Source organism: Kitasatospora sp. NPDC051164, assembly GCF_044455625.1.
Taxonomy (GTDB): Bacteria; Actinomycetota; Actinomycetes; order Streptomycetales; family Streptomycetaceae; genus Kitasatospora.
The window spans coordinates 128,542-144,155 of record NZ_JBITFB010000009.1 but is presented as its reverse complement, the minus strand read 5'-3'; the positions used below and the strand labels follow the sequence as shown (position 1 = coordinate 144,155).

11 protein-coding genes and 1 pseudogene are annotated in these 15,614 nt (G+C 71.2%); all 12 read right to left on the bottom strand.

Annotated elements, in window-relative coordinates; all coding sequences use genetic code 11:
- Positions 1-156: 156 nt before the first annotated feature.
- Positions 157-819 carry a response regulator transcription factor gene (locus ACIBEC_RS15745; protein WP_360494474.1) on the bottom strand — a complete coding sequence of 221 codons (663 nt, stop codon included), beginning with the start codon at positions 817-819 and terminating at the stop codon, positions 157-159.
- Between the two features lie 204 nt (positions 820-1,023).
- Entirely contained in the window at positions 1,024-2,034 is a 1,011-nt protein-coding gene (locus tag ACIBEC_RS15740) for a polyprenyl synthetase family protein (protein ID WP_360494477.1), read from the bottom strand.
- Positions 2,035-2,346: 312 nt separating this feature from the next.
- Positions 2,347-3,984, bottom strand: a complete 1,638-nt coding sequence (gene nuoN / locus ACIBEC_RS15735; protein WP_360494480.1) for an NADH-quinone oxidoreductase subunit NuoN — start codon at positions 3,982-3,984, stop codon at positions 2,347-2,349.
- Positions 3,981-5,600, bottom strand: a complete 1,620-nt coding sequence (locus ACIBEC_RS15730; RefSeq protein WP_360494483.1) for an NADH-quinone oxidoreductase subunit M — start codon at positions 5,598-5,600, stop codon at positions 3,981-3,983. The genes nuoN and ACIBEC_RS15730 overlap by 4 nt, the downstream gene beginning before the upstream one ends.
- Positions 5,601-5,634: 34 nt before the next feature.
- Positions 5,635-7,548 carry an NADH-quinone oxidoreductase subunit L gene (gene nuoL, locus ACIBEC_RS15725; RefSeq protein ID WP_360494486.1) on the bottom strand — a complete coding sequence of 638 codons (1,914 nt, stop codon included), beginning with the start codon at positions 7,546-7,548 and terminating at the stop codon, positions 5,635-5,637.
- A 14-nt stretch (positions 7,549-7,562) separates the two neighbouring features.
- Positions 7,563-7,862, bottom strand: a complete 300-nt coding sequence (gene nuoK / locus ACIBEC_RS15720; protein WP_030235394.1) for an NADH-quinone oxidoreductase subunit NuoK — start codon at positions 7,860-7,862, stop codon at positions 7,563-7,565.
- Complete coding sequence (locus ACIBEC_RS15715) at positions 7,859-8,791, bottom strand: NADH-quinone oxidoreductase subunit J (RefSeq protein WP_360494489.1); 933 nt, start codon at positions 8,789-8,791, stop codon at positions 7,859-7,861. Before ACIBEC_RS15715 ends, nuoK begins: the two co-directional genes overlap by 4 nt.
- Positions 8,788-9,417 (bottom strand): NADH-quinone oxidoreductase subunit NuoI, encoded by a 630-nt coding sequence (gene nuoI / locus ACIBEC_RS15710; RefSeq protein ID WP_360494492.1) that lies wholly within the window; start codon positions 9,415-9,417, stop codon positions 8,788-8,790. The genes ACIBEC_RS15715 and nuoI overlap by 4 nt, the downstream gene beginning before the upstream one ends.
- Positions 9,418-9,423: 6 nt before the next feature.
- The gene (gene nuoH / locus ACIBEC_RS15705; protein ID WP_360494495.1) at positions 9,424-10,752 is read right to left on the bottom strand and encodes an NADH-quinone oxidoreductase subunit NuoH; all 1,329 of its coding nucleotides are present in this window, start codon (positions 10,750-10,752) and stop codon (positions 9,424-9,426) included.
- 131 nt (positions 10,753-10,883) lie between these two features.
- Positions 10,884-13,379 (bottom strand): annotated as a pseudogene (locus ACIBEC_RS15700) (NADH-quinone oxidoreductase subunit G); the annotation flags it as partial.
- On the bottom strand, positions 13,376-14,737 hold the full coding sequence (nuoF, locus tag ACIBEC_RS15695) for an NADH-quinone oxidoreductase subunit NuoF (protein WP_360494498.1): 1,362 nt from the start codon (positions 14,735-14,737) through the stop codon (positions 13,376-13,378). The pseudogene ACIBEC_RS15700 and the gene nuoF, both read right to left, overlap by 4 nt.
- Entirely contained in the window at positions 14,737-15,606 is an 870-nt protein-coding gene (nuoE, locus tag ACIBEC_RS15690; protein ID WP_360494820.1) for an NADH-quinone oxidoreductase subunit NuoE, read from the bottom strand. Before nuoE ends, nuoF begins: the two co-directional genes overlap by 1 nt.
- Positions 15,607-15,614 lie beyond the last annotated feature (8 nt).

Below are 15,614 nucleotides of genomic sequence, written 5' to 3'. Positions count from 1 at the left end.
ATGCGGGTGGAGTCGGCCAAGGACGGAACTCCCGCGTGCGGCGGGAAATCACCGACCCGCGTCCGTACCGCACACGAGCAAGAACGTCCGACCGCCGGAGATCATTCCGAATCCGGCGGCCGTTCCCGGCGCTCCGGCGGCAGTCGGGGCTCCCGGCTAGGAGTTGAGGTACGTCAGTACGGCCAGTACCCGGCGGTGGTCCTCCGGGCTCTGGGCCAGGCCCAACTTGAGGAAGATGTTGCTGACGTGCTTCTCCACGGCTCCGTCGGAGACCACCAGCTGCTTGGCCACCGCGGCGTTGGTGCGGCCCTCGGCCATCAGTCCGAGCACCTCGCGCTCGCGCGGCGTGAGGTTGGCCAGCACATCGCCCTTGCGGCTGCGGCTGAGCAGTTGCTGCACCACCTCGGGGTCCAGCGCGGTGCCGCCCTCGGCGACCCGGACCACGGCGTCGGCGAACTCGCGCACCTCGGCGACCCGGTCCTTCAGCAGGTAGCCGACACCCCGGGTGGATCCGGCCAGCAGCTCCGAGGCGTAACGTTCCTCCACGAACTGCGACAGCACGAGCACGTTCAGCTGCGGGTAGCGGCCGCGCAGCTCGACACAGGCGCGCAGGCCCTCGTCGGTGTGGCTCGGAGGCATCCGCACGTCGGAGACCACGACGTCGGGCAGCGCGTCGGCCGCGGCCAGGTCGTGGATGGTCTTCACCAGGGCCTCGCCGTCCCCGACACCCGCGACCACCTCCAGACCGCGATCGGTGAGCAGCCGGGTCAGTCCCTCCCGCAGCAGTACGGAGTCCTCGGCGATGACGACGCGACGCATGGCGACCTTCCGGCTGGGTGAGCTGACACAGGCCAGTCTCCCCCATCCCGGGGGCCGGTCGTGCCCGGCCCGGAAACCCGGTCGCGCCCCTCCCGGAAGCCGGTTGTACCCAGCGCGGAAGCCGGTCGCGCCCGGCCCGGAAACCCGATCGGCCCGGCCCGCGGCTTCCGCCGAGGACCGGGCCGATGATGCCGGGAAGCCGCGTCACATGGTGCGGATGGCCACCGCGTCGCAGAGCCCTTCCAGGGCCGCCTTCGCCGGGCAGTCCGGCAGCGGGGCGAGCAGCGCCCGGGCCTCCTCGGCCCGGCGCAGCGTCTCGGCGCGGGCGCGCTCCAGCGCGGGGTGGGCCCGCATCAGGCGCAGCGCCTCGGCGTGAGGCTCGTCGTCCGAGAGGTCCTGGGTGAGCAGTTCACGCAGCCGGGTGTCGTCCGGGTCCGCCGGGTCGGCCGGCATCTGCTGCAGCAGCAGGGTCGGCAGGGTCGGCACGCCCTCGCGCAGGTCGATGCCGGGGGTCTTGCCGGACTCGTGGCCGTCGCTGGAGATGTCGAGCACGTCGTCGGCCAGTTGGAAGGCGATGCCGATCCGCTCGCCGAACTCGCCGAGGGTGTCCACCAGCGCGGGCTCGGCGCCGGCCATCAGCGCTCCTATCCGGCAGGAGACGGCGATCAGGGAGCCGGTCTTGCCCTCCAGCACGTCCAGGTAGTGCAGCAGGGGGTCCATCTCCGGGCCGGGGCCGCGGGTCTCCAGGATCTGGCCGGTGACCAGCCGCTCGAAGGCCTCGGCCTGCATCCGCACGGCCTCCGGGCCGAGGTCGGCCAGCACCTGGGAGGCGCGGGAGAACAGGAAGTCGCCGGTGAGGATGGCGACCGAGTTGTCCCAGCGGGAGTTGGCGCTGGGGGCGCCGCGGCGCACCGGGGCCTCGTCCATGACGTCGTCGTGGTACAGCGTGGCCAGGTGGGTCAGCTCGACGACGACGGCGGCCGGTACCACGCCGGGTGCGCCCGGGTCGCCGAACTGGGCGGCCAGCAGGAGGAGCAGCGGACGGAAGCGCTTGCCGCCGGCCTCGAGGAGGTGACTGGCGGTGACGGTGATGAAGGGGACGTCGCTCTTGACGGCCTCGCCGAGCGCCGCCTCCACCGCGTCCAGGCCGACCTGGATGTCCCGGGTCAGGTCGCGGTCCTGCACGCTGAGCCCGAAGGGTTCCACGACGGTCACGAAGACCACTCCTCTGTCCCTGGTCGATCTAGCGGCCTGGTCCCTGAGTGCCGCCGCTGGCCATACAGGCAGGGTATCCGGTCGCGAGTGGATCACTGCACGGGCGTGCGGATCCTGTCAGGATCGGGCCGGATGCCCTGGTCAGGGCGGCTGTGCGGGCCGTGCGGCGGTGGGGGTGAATTCGGGTGGAAATAAAAGGCGGGAGAGTCGCCGGGGCCGCTCCGGCGCCGGCGGGCGACAAAGACCCGTCCGGGCCGCGCGGGCGGGGCGCGGTCCGGACGGGCCCTGGTCGGGAGCGGTGGGCTCGGAAGGTCAGCGCACGAACAGTGAGGCCTTCGACGCGAGGTCGAGGAAGTACTGCGGCAGCAGACCGAGGCCCAGCGTGACCACGACCCCCATCCCGATCGCGGTCGCCGTGAAGGCGCTCGGGATCGCCACCGTGGGCCCGCCGGGCTGCGGGTCCGAGAAGAACATCAGCACGATGACCCGGATGTAGAAGAACGCGGCCACCGCCGAGCTCAGCACACCGACGATCACCAGCGGTGTCGCCCCGCCGCTCGCCGCGGCCTGGAAGACCGCGAACTTCCCGGTGAAGCCGGAGGTCAGCGGGATCCCGGCGAAGGCCAGCAGGAACAGCGCGAACACCGCGGCCACCAGCGGCGAGCGCCGCCCCAGCCCGGCCCAGCTGGACAGGTGGGTCGCCTCGCCCTTGGAGTCGCGCACCAGGGTGACCACCGCGAACGCGCCGAGCGTCACGAAGGAGTACGCCAGCAGGTAGAACAACACCGAGGAGATGCCCTGCTTGTTGACGGCGATCACACCGGTCAGGATGAAGCCGGCGTGCGCGATCGAGGAGTACGCCAGCAGCCGCTTCACGTCCTGCTGGGTCACCGCCAGCACCGCGCCCACCACCATGGTGAGGATGGCCACGCCCCACATCACCGGCCGCCAGTCCAGCCGCAGGCCCGGGAAGGCCACGTAGAACAGCCGTAGGAAGGCCCCGAAGGCCGCGACCTTGGTGGCCGCCGCCATGAAGCCGGTCACCGGGGTCGGCGCGCCCTGGTAGACGTCCGGGGTCCAGGAGTGGAAGGGCACCGCGGCGACCTTGAACAGCAGGCCGACCGCCAGCATCGCCAGGCCGGTCAGCACCAGCACGTCGCTCTGGGTGCTGCTCAGCTGCGCGGGGGTGGTCATCGCCTTGCCGGAGATGACGTCCCCGATGTCGCCGAGCTTCACGCTGCCGGCGTAGCCGTACAGCAGCGCGGTGCCGAACAGGAAGAACGCCGAGGCGAAGGAGCCGAGCAGGAAGTACTTGACCGCCGCCTCCTGGGAGAGCAGCCGGCGGCGCCGGGCCAGGGCGCACAGCAGGTACAGCGGCAGGGAGAAGACCTCCAGCGCCACGAACATGGTCAGCAGGTCGTTCGCGGCGGGGAACAGCAGCATGCCGCCGACCGCGAACATGGTGAGCGGGAAGACCTCGCTGGTGGCGAAGCCGGCCCGGACCGCCGCCCGCTCCTGCTCGCCGCCGGGGGTGGCGGCGGCCTGGGCGGCGAAGGCGTCGGCGGGCAGGCCGCCGGCCTTGGGCTCCAGCTTCCGCTCGGCGTAGGTGAGCACCGCGACCACCGAGGCCAGCAGGATCACGCCCTGGAGGAACAGTGCCGGGCCGTCCAGCGCGACCGACTCCATGGCCAGCAGGTCGATCCGGGTGAAGCCGTGGCTCTGCACGGCCAGCACCACCACGGCGACGAAGGCGCCGACCAGCCCGGCCAGCGCGAGCGTCACCTGCGTCCAGTGCCGGTACCGGCGGGGCACGAAGGCCTCCACCAGGATGCCGGCCACGGCGGCACCGAACACCACGAGCATCGGGGAGAGTTGACCGTACTCGATGTGCGGCGCCGGGATGCTGGGGGTGTTGCCGCCGGCGGCGGCGAGCACTGCGGTGGCGTTCACTTCTGCTCACCTCCTGGGGTGGCGGCGACCGGGTGGGCCGGTGCCGGGTCGGTCTCGTGGACCTGCGAGAGCGTCGCGTTCACCGAGGGGTTGACCAGGTCGGTGAGCGGCTTGGGGTAGACGCCGAACAGGACGGTCAGCGCCACCAGCGGGGCGACCACGGCGAGTTCGCGGGCCTTGAGGTCGGGGATCGCCCGCACGCCCTCCTTCACCGGGCCGGTCATGGTGCGCTGGTACAGCAGCAGGGCGTACAGCGCGGCCAGCACGATGCCGAAGGTCGCGATGATCCCGATCACCGGGTAGCGGGTGAAGGTGCCCACCAGCACCAGGAACTCGCTGACGAACGGGGCCAGGCCGGGCAGCGACAGGGTGGCCAGGCTGCCGATCAGGAAGGTCCCGGCGAGCACCGGGGCGACTTTCTGCACACCGCCGTAGTCGGCGATCAGCCGCGAGCCGCGGCGGGAGATCAGGAAACCGGCCACCAGCATCCACGCCGCCGTGGAGAGGCCGTGGTTGACCATGTAGAGGGTCGCGCCGCTCTGACCCTGGCTGGTCAGGGCGAAGATGCCCATGATGATGAAGCCGAAGTGCGAGATCGAGGCGTAGGCGACCAGCCGCTTGATGTCCTTCTGGCCGACCGCCAGCAGCGCGCCGTAGACGATCCCGATCAGCGCGAGGACCAGGATCGCCGGAGCGAAGGTCTTCGAGGCGTGCGGGAACAGCCCGAGGCAGAAGCGCAGCATCGCGAAGGTGCCGACCTTGTCCACCACCGCGGTGATCAGCACCGCGGTGCCGGCGGTGCTCTCGCCCATCGCGTTCGGCAGCCAGGTGTGCAGCGGCCACAGCGGGGCCTTCACTGCGAAGGCGAAGAAGAAGCCCAGGAACAGCCCCTTCTCGGCGGTGCCGGACAGCTGCAGCCTCCCGTCGGCGATCGCCGAGGTGAGGGTCTGCAGGTCGAAGGTGCCGAAGCCCTGGTCCTGCGCGATCACGTACAGGCCGATCACGGCGGCCAGCATCACCAGGCCGCCGAGCAGGTTGTAGAGCAGGAACTTCACGGCCGCGTACGAGCGCTGACGCGACGAATCGGGGCCGCCGGCCCGGTCGCCGAAGCCGCCGATCAGGAAGTACATCGGGATCAGCATGGCTTCGAAGAACACGTAGAACACGAAGACGTCGGTGGCGTAGAAGGAGACGATCACCATCGCCTCCACCGCCAGGATCAGGGCGAAGAAGGCCTGGGTGCGGCGCCTGTTCTCGAAGGTGCCGTCGGGCTTGGCCGGTCCCGGGTCGGCGTCGTGCCAGGAGGCGAGCATCACCATCGGCACCAGGACCGCGGTGAGCAGGGCGAGGACGGCGCCGATGCCGTCCACGCCGAGCGAGAAGGTGATGCCGAAGGAACGGATCCAGCTGTACGACTCGGTCAGCTGGTAGCGGTCGCCGTGCGGGTCGAACCGGGTCGCCGCCACGGCGGCCAGCACCAGGGTGACGGCCGAGACGCCCAGGGCGACGGCCTTGGTGGTCTTGCGCCGGGCCTCGGTCGACCCGGCGGGCAGGGCCGCGGTCAGCACCGCCCCGGCTGCCGGGACGGCACAGGTGGCACTCAACAACACGCTCATGACGGGACCCCCCAACGAGTATCAGGACGAGTCATTACACGGACCTCATCAGGAGAGTCATGGCGACCAGCACCAGCGTGCCGCCGAACATGGAGAGCGCGTACGAGCGGACGTAGCCGTTCTGGACCCGCCGCAGCCGGCCGGACAGGCCGCCGATCGTGGCGGCCAGGCCGTTGACGAGGCCGTCCAGGCCGCGGCTGTCGAAGAAGACCAGGGTCGCGGCGAGAGCCGAGCCCGGCCGTACCAGCACGGCGTGGTTGAAGTCGTCCTGCAGCAGGTCGCGGCGGGCGGCCCGGGTGAGCGGGGAGCCGACCGGCGGCACCACCGGGACCGGCGCGCGCCCGTACATCAGGTACGCGAGGGCGACGCCGGCCAGCATGCAGGCCGTGGTCAGCAGGGTGACGGTCAGCGGAGTGAGCGGCGAGTTGCCCTCCGCGTATCCGGTGACCGGCTCCAGCCACTTCAGGAACGAGTCGTTGTAGGCGAACAGCCCGCCCGCGAAGACCGAGCCGAAGGCCAGCAGGATCATCGGGATGGTCATGGTCTTCGGCGACTCGTGCGGGTGCGGGGCGTTGCCGTCCTCGTCCGGCTGCCAGCGCTTCTCGCCGAAGAAGGTCAGCACCATCACCCGGGTCATGTAGAACGCGGTGACGGCGGCGCCGACCAGGGTGCACAGGCCGAGGATCCAGCCCTCGGTGCCGCCCTTGGCGAAGGCCGCCTCGATGATCTTGTCCTTGGAGAAGAACCCGGACAGGCCCGGGAAGCCGATGATCGCCAGGTAGCCGAGGCCGAAGGTGACGAAGGTGACCGGCATGTACTTGCGCAGGCCGCCGTAGTGACGCATGTTCACCTCGTCGTTCATGCCGTGCATGACCGACCCGGCGCCGAGGAACAGCCCGGCCTTGAAGAAGCCGTGGGTCACCAGGTGCATGATCGCGAAGGCGTAGCCGATCGGGCCGAGCCCGGCCGCCAGCACCATGTAGCCGATCTGCGACATGGTCGAGCCGGCCAGCGCCTTCTTGATGTCGTCCTTGGCGCAACCGACGATCGCACCGAACAGCAGCGTGACCGCACCGACCACCACCACGGCGGTCTGGGCGTCCGGCGCCAGGTCGAAGATCGCCGAGGAGCGGGTGATCAGGTAGACGCCGGCGGTCACCATGGTGGCCGCGTGGATCAGCGCCGACACCGGGGTCGGGCCCTCCATGGCGTCGCCGAGCCAGGACTGCAGCGGCACCTGGGCCGACTTGCCGCAGGCTGCCAGCAGCAGCATCAGGCCGATCGCCGTCAGCTTGCCCTCGCTCGCCTGGTGCGCGCCGCCGACTGCGCCTTCCGAACCGAGGATCGGGCCGAAGGCGAAGGAGCCGAACTCGGCGAACATCAGCATGATCGCGATGGACAGGCCCATGTCGCCGACCCGGTTGACGATGAACGCCTTCTTGGCCGCCGTCGCCGCGCTCGGCTTGTGCTGCCAGAAGCCGATCAGCAGGTACGAGGCCAGGCCCACGCCCTCCCAACCGAAGTACAGCACCAGGTAGTTGTCGGCGACCACCAGCAGCAGCATGGCGGCCAGGAACAGGTTCAGGTACGCGAAGAAGCGGCGCCGGCGCTCGTCGTGCGCCATGTAACCGACCGAGTAGAGGTGGATCAGCGTGCCGACGCCGGTGATCAGCAGGACGAAGGTCATCGACAACTGGTCGAGCTGGAAGGTCATGTCGGCCTGGAAGCCGTTCACCGAGATCCAGCTGAACAGGTGCTTGGTGACCGCCCGGTGCTCGGCGTCACGGCCGAGCATGTCGGAGAAGAGCGCCAGGCCGAAGCCGAACGATAGCGCCGCGAGCGCGGTGGCCAGCCAGTGGCCGAACCGGTCCAGCGCCCGGCCGCCGAGCAGCAGCAGGGCGGCGCCGGCCAGCGGAGCCGCCACCAGCAGCGGAATGAGAGAGTTCACCGAGGGCCCTCCGCCTACAGCTTCATCAGGTTGCTGTCGTCGACCGAAGCGGAGTGCCTGGTCCGGAAGATGGAGACGATGATGGCGAGGCCGACCACGACCTCGGCCGCCGCGACCACCATCGTGAAGAACGCGATGATCTGACCGTCCAGGGTCCCGTGCATCCGGGAGAAGGTCACCAGCGCCAGGTTCGAGGCGTTCAGCATCAGCTCCACGCACATGAACAGCACGATCGCATTGCGCCGGATCAGCACCCCGGACGCGCCGATGGTGAACAACAGGGCCGACAGGTACAGATAGTTGACCGGGTTCACTCCGCGCCCTCCTGGTCCGTCCGGCCGTTCTCGCCGTTCGCCGCCTCGTGGTTGGGCACCGGCTCCAGCGACTTGCGCGGACCGGTCACCACCGGCCGCTCGGAGGACGGACGGCCCAGCCAGTCCGCCGTGCTGTTCTCCAGCTCCGCCATCCGCTGCACCATCGCCTGGCTGACGTCCCGGATCTGGCCGCGCTCGCGCAGCGTCGCCATCACCGAGTCCTCCGCGATCGTGCCGTCCGGCAGCAGACCCGGCACGTCCACCGCGTTGTGCCGCGCGTACACGCCCGGCGCCGGCAGCGGCGGCAGCTGGATGTTGTCCATGACCCGCTGCGCCGCCAACTCGCGCTGCGTCTTCGGCGCCTTCACGTGCTCGCGGTGGGTCAGCACCATCGCGCCGATAGCCGCGGTGATCAGCAGCGCGCCGGTGACCTCGAAGGCCCACACGTAGCGGGTGAAGATCAGCCGGGCCAGGCCCGGCACGTTGCCCTCGGCGTTCGCCTCGGCCAGCCCGGTGAAGTGGTCCAGCTTGGCGTTGGCGATCCCGGCGATCAGCAGCACGCCGAAGCCCAGCCCGCACAGCACCGCGGCGAACCGCTGGCCCTTCAGCTGCTCCTTGAGGGAGTCCTCGCTGGTGACGCCGACCAGCATCACCACGAACAGGAACAGCATCATGATCGCGCCGGTGTAGACCACGATCTGCACCACGCCCAGGAACACCGCACCCTGGGCCATGTAACAGACCGCCAGCGCCATCATGGTGGCCGCCAGGCACAGCGCGCTGTGCACGGCCTTCCTCATCAGCAGCATGCCGAGCGCGCCGCCGACCGCGATCACCGCGAGCACCCAGAACTGGACGGCCTCGCCGGTGGAGGTCGTCCCCGTCGCCGCCAGGGTCCTACCGGTTTCGAGGATCAGGGACCCGTTCACTGCTGCGCCTCCTTCTCCCGGTCGGTGCGCTCCTGCTGCACCGTCCCCGGCGCGGCCGCGGTGATCTCGCCCCGGTAGTACGCGCCCTCGTCGGTGCCCGGGAAGATCGCGTGCGGGGTGTCGACCATGCCCTCGGACAGGCCCACCAGCAGCTGCTCCTTGGTGAAGATCAGGTCCCGCCGGGAGGAGTCGGCCAGCTCGTACTCGTTGGTCATGGTGAGCGCGCGGGTCGGGCAGGCCTCGATGCACAGCCCGCACAGGATGCAGCGGGCGTAGTTGATCTGGTAGACCGCGCCGTAGCGCTCGCCCGGCGAGTAGCGCTCCTCGTCCCGGTTGTCCGCGCCCTCCACGTAGATCGCATCGGCCGGGCACGCCCACGCGCACAGCTCGCAGCCGACGCACTTCTCCAGGCCGTCCGGGTGCCGGTTCAGCTGGTGGCGGCCGTGGAAGCGCGGAGCGGTGGGCTTCTTCTGCTCCGGGTACTGCTCGGTGAGCCGCTTCTTGAACATGGCCTTGAAGGTCACGCCGAAGCCGGCGGCCGGACCGAGGATCGACGGCCGGTCGGCCCGCTCGGGCCGGTCCGTACGGTCGGACTGGTCAGACTGGTCGGACTTGTCGGACGACATCGCGGTTCAGCTCCCTTCGGAATGGTCGGCCCCGTTGAGGGCGTCCTGGAGTTGCTTCGGGGCGCGGCTACGCCTGCGCGGTACCGGCGGGAGCACCTGGCCCGGCAGCGGCGGGACCGGATAGCCACCCTCCATCGGGTCGAACTCGCCCTTCGGCGGGGCCTCTTCGGGCTCCGGCTGCTTCCTCAGGAAGTCCCACAGCAGCGCCAGCAACAGGACCGCCCCGACCGGGGCGCCCACGTACAGCACCACCTCGCCGAAGCCGTAGCCCTCGTTGCGCAGCGCCCGCACGCTCGCGATCAGCACCAGCCACACCAGCGAGACCGGGATCAGCACCTTCCAGCCCAGCTTCATGAACTGGTCGTAGCGGAGCCGGGGCAGCGTGCCGCGCAGCCAGATGAAGAAGAACAGCAGCAGCTGGATCTTCAGCGTGATCCACAGCATCGGCCACCAGCCGTGGTTGGCTCCCTCCCAGAAGGTCGAGACCGGCCACGGGGCCCGCCAGCCGCCCAGGAAGAGGGTCGAGGCCACCGCCGAGACCGTCACCATGTTCACGTACTCGGCCAGCATGAACATCGCGAACTTCAGCGAGGAGTACTCGGTGTTGAAGCCGCCGACCAGCTCGCCCTCGGCCTCCGGGAGGTCGAACGGCGCCCGGTTGGTCTCCCCGACCATCGAGATGATGTAGACGATGAACGACACCGGCAGCAGCGCCGCGAACCAGGTCGTCTGCTGGTGCGCCACGATCTCCGAGGTCGACATCGAGCCCGAGTAGATGAACACCGCCGCGAAGGACAGGCCCATCGCGATCTCGTAGCTGATCATCTGCGCGGACGAGCGCAGCCCGCCCAGCAGCGGGTACGTCGAACCGGAGGACCAGCCGGCCAGCACGATGCCGTAGATGCCCACCGAGGCCGTCGCCAGGATGTACAGCAGGGCCACCGGGAGGTCGGTCAGCTGCAGCGGCGTCCGGGTGCCGAAGATCGACACCTCGTTGCCGGCCGGGCCGAACGGGATCACCGCGAAGGCCATGAAGGCCGGGATGGCACAGACGATCGGGGCCAGGATGTAGACCACCTTGTCCGAGCCCTTGACCACCAGGTCTTCCTTCAGCGCCAGCTTCACGCCGTCCGCCAGCGACTGCAGCAGGCCCCACGGCCCGTGCCGGTTCGGCCCGATGCGCAGCTGCATCCAGGCCACCACCTTGCGCTCCCAGACGATCGCGATCAGCACCGTCAGGACCAGGAAGGCGAAGCAGAACACCGCCTTCAGCAGGACCAGCCACCACGGGTCCTGGCCGAAGAAGTGGAGCGTCTCGTACGGCTGCGGAGTCATCGGTCCTCCCCTTCGCCCGCGGTCGTGTCGGCTTCATCCGCGGTCGTGTCGGCCGGGGCCTGTGCCACCGGGGCCTGTGCCACCGGGGCCTGTGCCACCGGGGCCTGTGCCGCCTGGGCCCGTGCCACCGGGGCCTGTGCCGCCTGGGCCCGTGCCGCCGGTTCGGGTTCGACCTCGGCCGCGGCGATCGTGACCAGGTGGCCGACAGTGGTGCCGAGCGCGCGGTGGGCGCCGCCCGGCGTGGAGTCGAGCGGGATCCAGACCGTACGGTCCGGGATCGAGTCGGTGACCTCCAGCGGCAGGGTCAGCGAGCCGGCCGGGCCGGTCAGCCGCAGCCCGGCAGCCGCCTCGGCGCCGACCTCCTTCGCCGTCTCGGCGGAGATCCGGGCCACCGCCCGGTGCCGGGTGCCCGCCAGGTGCGGATCGCCCTGCTGCAGCACGCCGTTGTCCAGCAGGTAACGCCAACCCGCCAGCACCGCCTGGCCGGTGGCCGGACGGGGCAGCAGGCCCGGGTGCGCCGCCGGGTCCGCCGCGCGGTCGCCCTCCCAGGGGGTGAAACCGTCCAGCTCCAGCCGCGCCGCCCGAACGTCGGGCAGGCCCAGCCGGTGGCCCAGCGCGTCCGCCAGCATGCTCAGCACCCGCAGGTCCGACTGCAGGTGCCGGCCCATCTGCTGGTCCGGTTTGAGCGCCGCCTCGAACATCCGCACCCGGCCCTCCCAGTCCAGGAAGGTGCCGGCCTTCTCCGCCACCGCCGCCACCGGCAGCACCACGTCCGCGCGCGCCGTCACCGCGGAGGGCCGCAGCTCCAGCGACACCACGAACGGGACCGCCGCCAGCGCCTCGTCGGCCAGCGCCGGGTCAGGCAGGTCGTCCGGGTCCACGCCGCCGACCAGCAGCGCGTCCAACTCACCCTGCGCGGCCGCCGCCAGCATCTGGTCGGTGGAGCGGCCCGGCTTGGAGGGCAGCTCCACCACGCCCCACAGCGCGGCCGCCTCGGCCCGCGCCCCCGGAGCGGCCAGCGGACGGCCACCGGGCAGCAGGCCCGGCAGCGCACCCGCCTCCACGGCCCCGCGCTCACCCGCGCGGCGCGGCACCCACGCCAGCCGCGCGCCGGTCGCGTGCGCCAGCCGCAGCACCGCCGTCAACGCGCCCGGCACAGCGGCCAGCCGCTCGCCCACCATGATCACCGCGCCGGGCGTGCGCAGCAGTTCGGCCGCCCGGCCCGCGTCGTCGCTCAGCGGCTCGTCCGCCGCCAGCGCCGCAAGCCACTCCGGCTCGGTGCCCGGCGCGGCCGGCAGCAGCGCGCCGCGCAGCTTGGCCAGGCCCCGGGAGCCGAACGCGGCCACCGAGAACACCTTCTGGCCTCGGCCGCGGACCGCCTTGCGCAGCCGCAGGAAGACGATCGGCGACTCCTCCTCCGGCTCGAAGCCCGCCAGCAGCACCGCCGGCGCCTGCTCCAACAGCTCGTAGGTCAGGCCGTCGCCGTCCACGTCGATGCCCCGCCCGGCCACGGCCGCGGCCAGGAATTCCGCCTCCTCGCCACTGTGCGGGCGGACCCGGAAGTCCACGTCGTTGGTGCCCAGCACCACCCGCGCGAACTTGGCGTACGCGTACGCGTCCTCGACCGTGACCCGGCCGCCGGCCAGCACGCCCGTCCGGGCACCGCGCAGGCCCTCGGCGGCCTTCGCCAGCGCCTCCGGCCATGAGGCCGGCACCAGTTCGCCGTCCACCCGCACCAGCGGGGTGGTCAGCCGGTCCCGCTGCTGGGCGTACCGGAAGGCGAAGCGGCCCTTGTCGCAGTTCCACTCCTCGTTCACCGCCGGGTCCTCGCCCGCCAGCCGGCGCAGCACCTTTCCGCGCCGGTGGTCGGTGCGCTGCGCGCAGCCCGCCGAGCAGTGCTCGCACACGCTCGGCGAGGACACCAGGTCGAAGGGGCGCGAGCGGAACCGGTAGGCCGCCGAGGTCAGCGCACCCACCGGGCAGATCTGGATGGTGTTCCCGGAGAAGTACGACTCGAAGTCGTCCCCCTCACCGGTGCCGACCTGCTGCAGCGCCCCACGCTCCACCAGGTCGATGAACGGGTCCCCGGCGATCTGCTGCGAGAAACGGGTGCAACGCGCGCACAGCACGCAGCGCTCGCGGTCCAGCAGCACCTGGCTGCTGATCGGCACCGGCTTCTCGTAGGTGCGCTTCATGCCCTCGAAGCGGGAGTCGGCGGCGCCGCTGCTCATCGCCTGGTTCTGCAGCGGGCACTCGCCGCCCTTGTCGCAGACCGGGCAGTCCAGCGGGTGGTTGATCAGCAGCAGCTCCATCACGCCGCGCTGCGCCTTCTCCGCCACCGGCGAGCTGAGCTGGGTGCGCACCACCATGCCCTCGGCCACCGGGATCGTGCAGGAGGCGACCGGCTTGCGCTGGCCCTCGATCTCGACGATGCACTGGCGGCAGGCGCCGGCCGGGTCGAGCAGCGGGTGGTCGCAGAAGCGCGGGATCTGGGTGCCGACGGTCTCGGCCGCCCGGATCACCAACGTCCCCTTGGGGACCTGCACTTCGACGCCGTCGATGGTGAGCGTGACCAGTTCGACCGCGGGCTTGTCTCCCGTGGAGGCGGTTGGCTCTGTGATCGTCACGCGTGCACCTCCCTTTCGGTGGCGGACTGGTGGCCGGGGCGGGGGCCGTCGGCCCAGACGGTGGAGGCGGCCGGGTCGAACGGGCAGCGGCGCTCGGCCAAGTGCTGCTCGTACTCGGCCCGGAAGTGCTGCAGCGAGGAGACGATCGGGCTGGCCGCACCGTCGCCCAGCGCGCAGAAGGACTTGCCGTTGATGTTGTCCGCGATGTCGAGGAGCTTCTCCAAGTCCCCCTCGACACCCTCGCCCGCCTCGACCCGCTTGAGCAGCTGGACCAGCCAGTAGGTGCCCTCCCGGCAGGGGGTGCACTTGCCGCAGGACTCGTGGGCGTAGAACTCCGTCCAGCGGGTGACCGCCCGCACCACGCAGGTGGTCTCGTCGAAGACCTGCAGCGCCTTGGTGCCGAGCATCGAGCCGGCCGCGCCGACGCCCTCGTAGTCCAGCGGGACGTCGAGGTGCTCGTCGGTGAACATCGGGGTGGACGAGCCGCCCGGGGTCCAGAACTTCAGCCGGTGCCCGGCGCGAATGCCGCCGCTGAGGTCGAGCAACTGGCGCAGCGTGACGCCCAGCGGGGCCTCGTACTGGCCGGGGTTGGTGACGTGCCCGGAGAGCGAGTAGAGCGTGAAGCCGGGGGACTTCTCGGTGCCCAGGCCCTTGAACCACTCCTTGCCGCGGGCCAGGATCGGCGGCACCGAGGCGATCGACTCGACGTTGTTGACCACCGTCGGGCAGGCGTACAGGCCGGCGATCGCCGGGAACGGGGGCCGCAGCCGGGGCTGGCCGCGGCGGCCCTCCAGCGAGTCCAGCAGCGCCGTCTCCTCGCCGCAGATGTACGCGCCGGCGCCGGCGTGCACGGTGATGTCGAGGTCGACGCCGGAGCCGAGGATGTTCCGGCCGAGCAGGCCCGCCCGGTACGCCTCGGCGACCGCCGCGTGCAGTCGGCGCAGCACCGGGACGACCTCGCCGCGCAGGTAGATGAACGCGTGGTCGCAGCGGATCGCGTAGGAGGCGATGATCATTCCCTCGATGAGGGAGTGCGGGTTCGCGAACAGCAGCGGGATGTCCTTGCAGGTGCCCGGCTCGGACTCGTCGGCGTTGACCACCAGGTAGTGCGGCTTGCCGTCGTTCTGCGGGATGAACTGCCACTTCATGCCGGTGGGGAAGCCGGCGCCGCCGCGGCCGCGCAGACCGGAGTCCTTGACCAGGGCGATCACGTCGTCCGGGGGCATGGCGAGGGCGGCCTTGAGGCCCTCGTAGCCGTGGTGGCGGCGGTAGGTGTCGAGCGTCCAGGGGCGGCTGTCGTCCCAGGAGTCGGACAGGACGGGGGTGAGCAGCTTCTCGGCCGGCTCGGCGGAGGTCATCACGCCTCGCTCCCTTCCTGGCCGGTGCCCTCGGTGCGGGGCGCGTCGGTGTGCGGCAGCTCGTCGCGGGACTCGCCGGTGTGCGGCGGTTCCTCGCGGGACGCCTCGGTGTGCGGCGGTTCCTCGCGGGATGCCTCGGTGTGCGGCGGTTCCTCGCGGGGCGGTTCGTGGCGGGGTGAGACGACCCTGGTGCCGGGGGTGCCGGGCAGGGCCTCGCCGCGGGCCAGCCGCAGACCGGCCAGGGAGGGTGCCCCGCCGGCGCCGGACTCGTCGTTGGCGCCCGGGCGCTCGTCCGGGAAGCCGGCCAGGATCCGGGCGGTCTCCTTGAAGCCGCACAGCCGGGCGCCGCGGGTGGGTCGGATCTCACGGCCGGCGCGCAGGTCGTCGACCAGCTGCCGGGCGCTCTCCGGGGACTGGTTGTCGAAGAACTCCCAGTTGACCATCACCACGGGCGCGTAGTCGCAGGCCGCGTTGCACTCGATGTGCTCGATCGAGAGCTCGCCGTCCTCGGTGGTCTCGTTGTTGCCGATGCCCAGGTGCTCCTGGAGCTCGGCGAAGATCTGGTCGCCGCCGAGCACCGCGCACAGGGTGTTGGTGCAGACCCCGACGTGGTACTTCCCGGCCGGGCGCCGCCGGTACATGGTGTAGAAGGTCGCGACGGCGGTGACCTCGGCGGTGGTGAGGTCCAACTGCTCGGCGCAGAACCGGATCCCGGTCCGACTGACGAAGCCCTCCTCCGCCTGCACCAGGTGCAGCAGCGGCAGCAGCGCCGAGCGGGACTGCGGGTAGCGGGCGATCAGCTCGGCGGCGTCGGCGGCCAGCCGGGCGTGCACCTCCTCGGGGTACGGTGCGGCCGGCAGCGCCGGCAGTCCGAGTT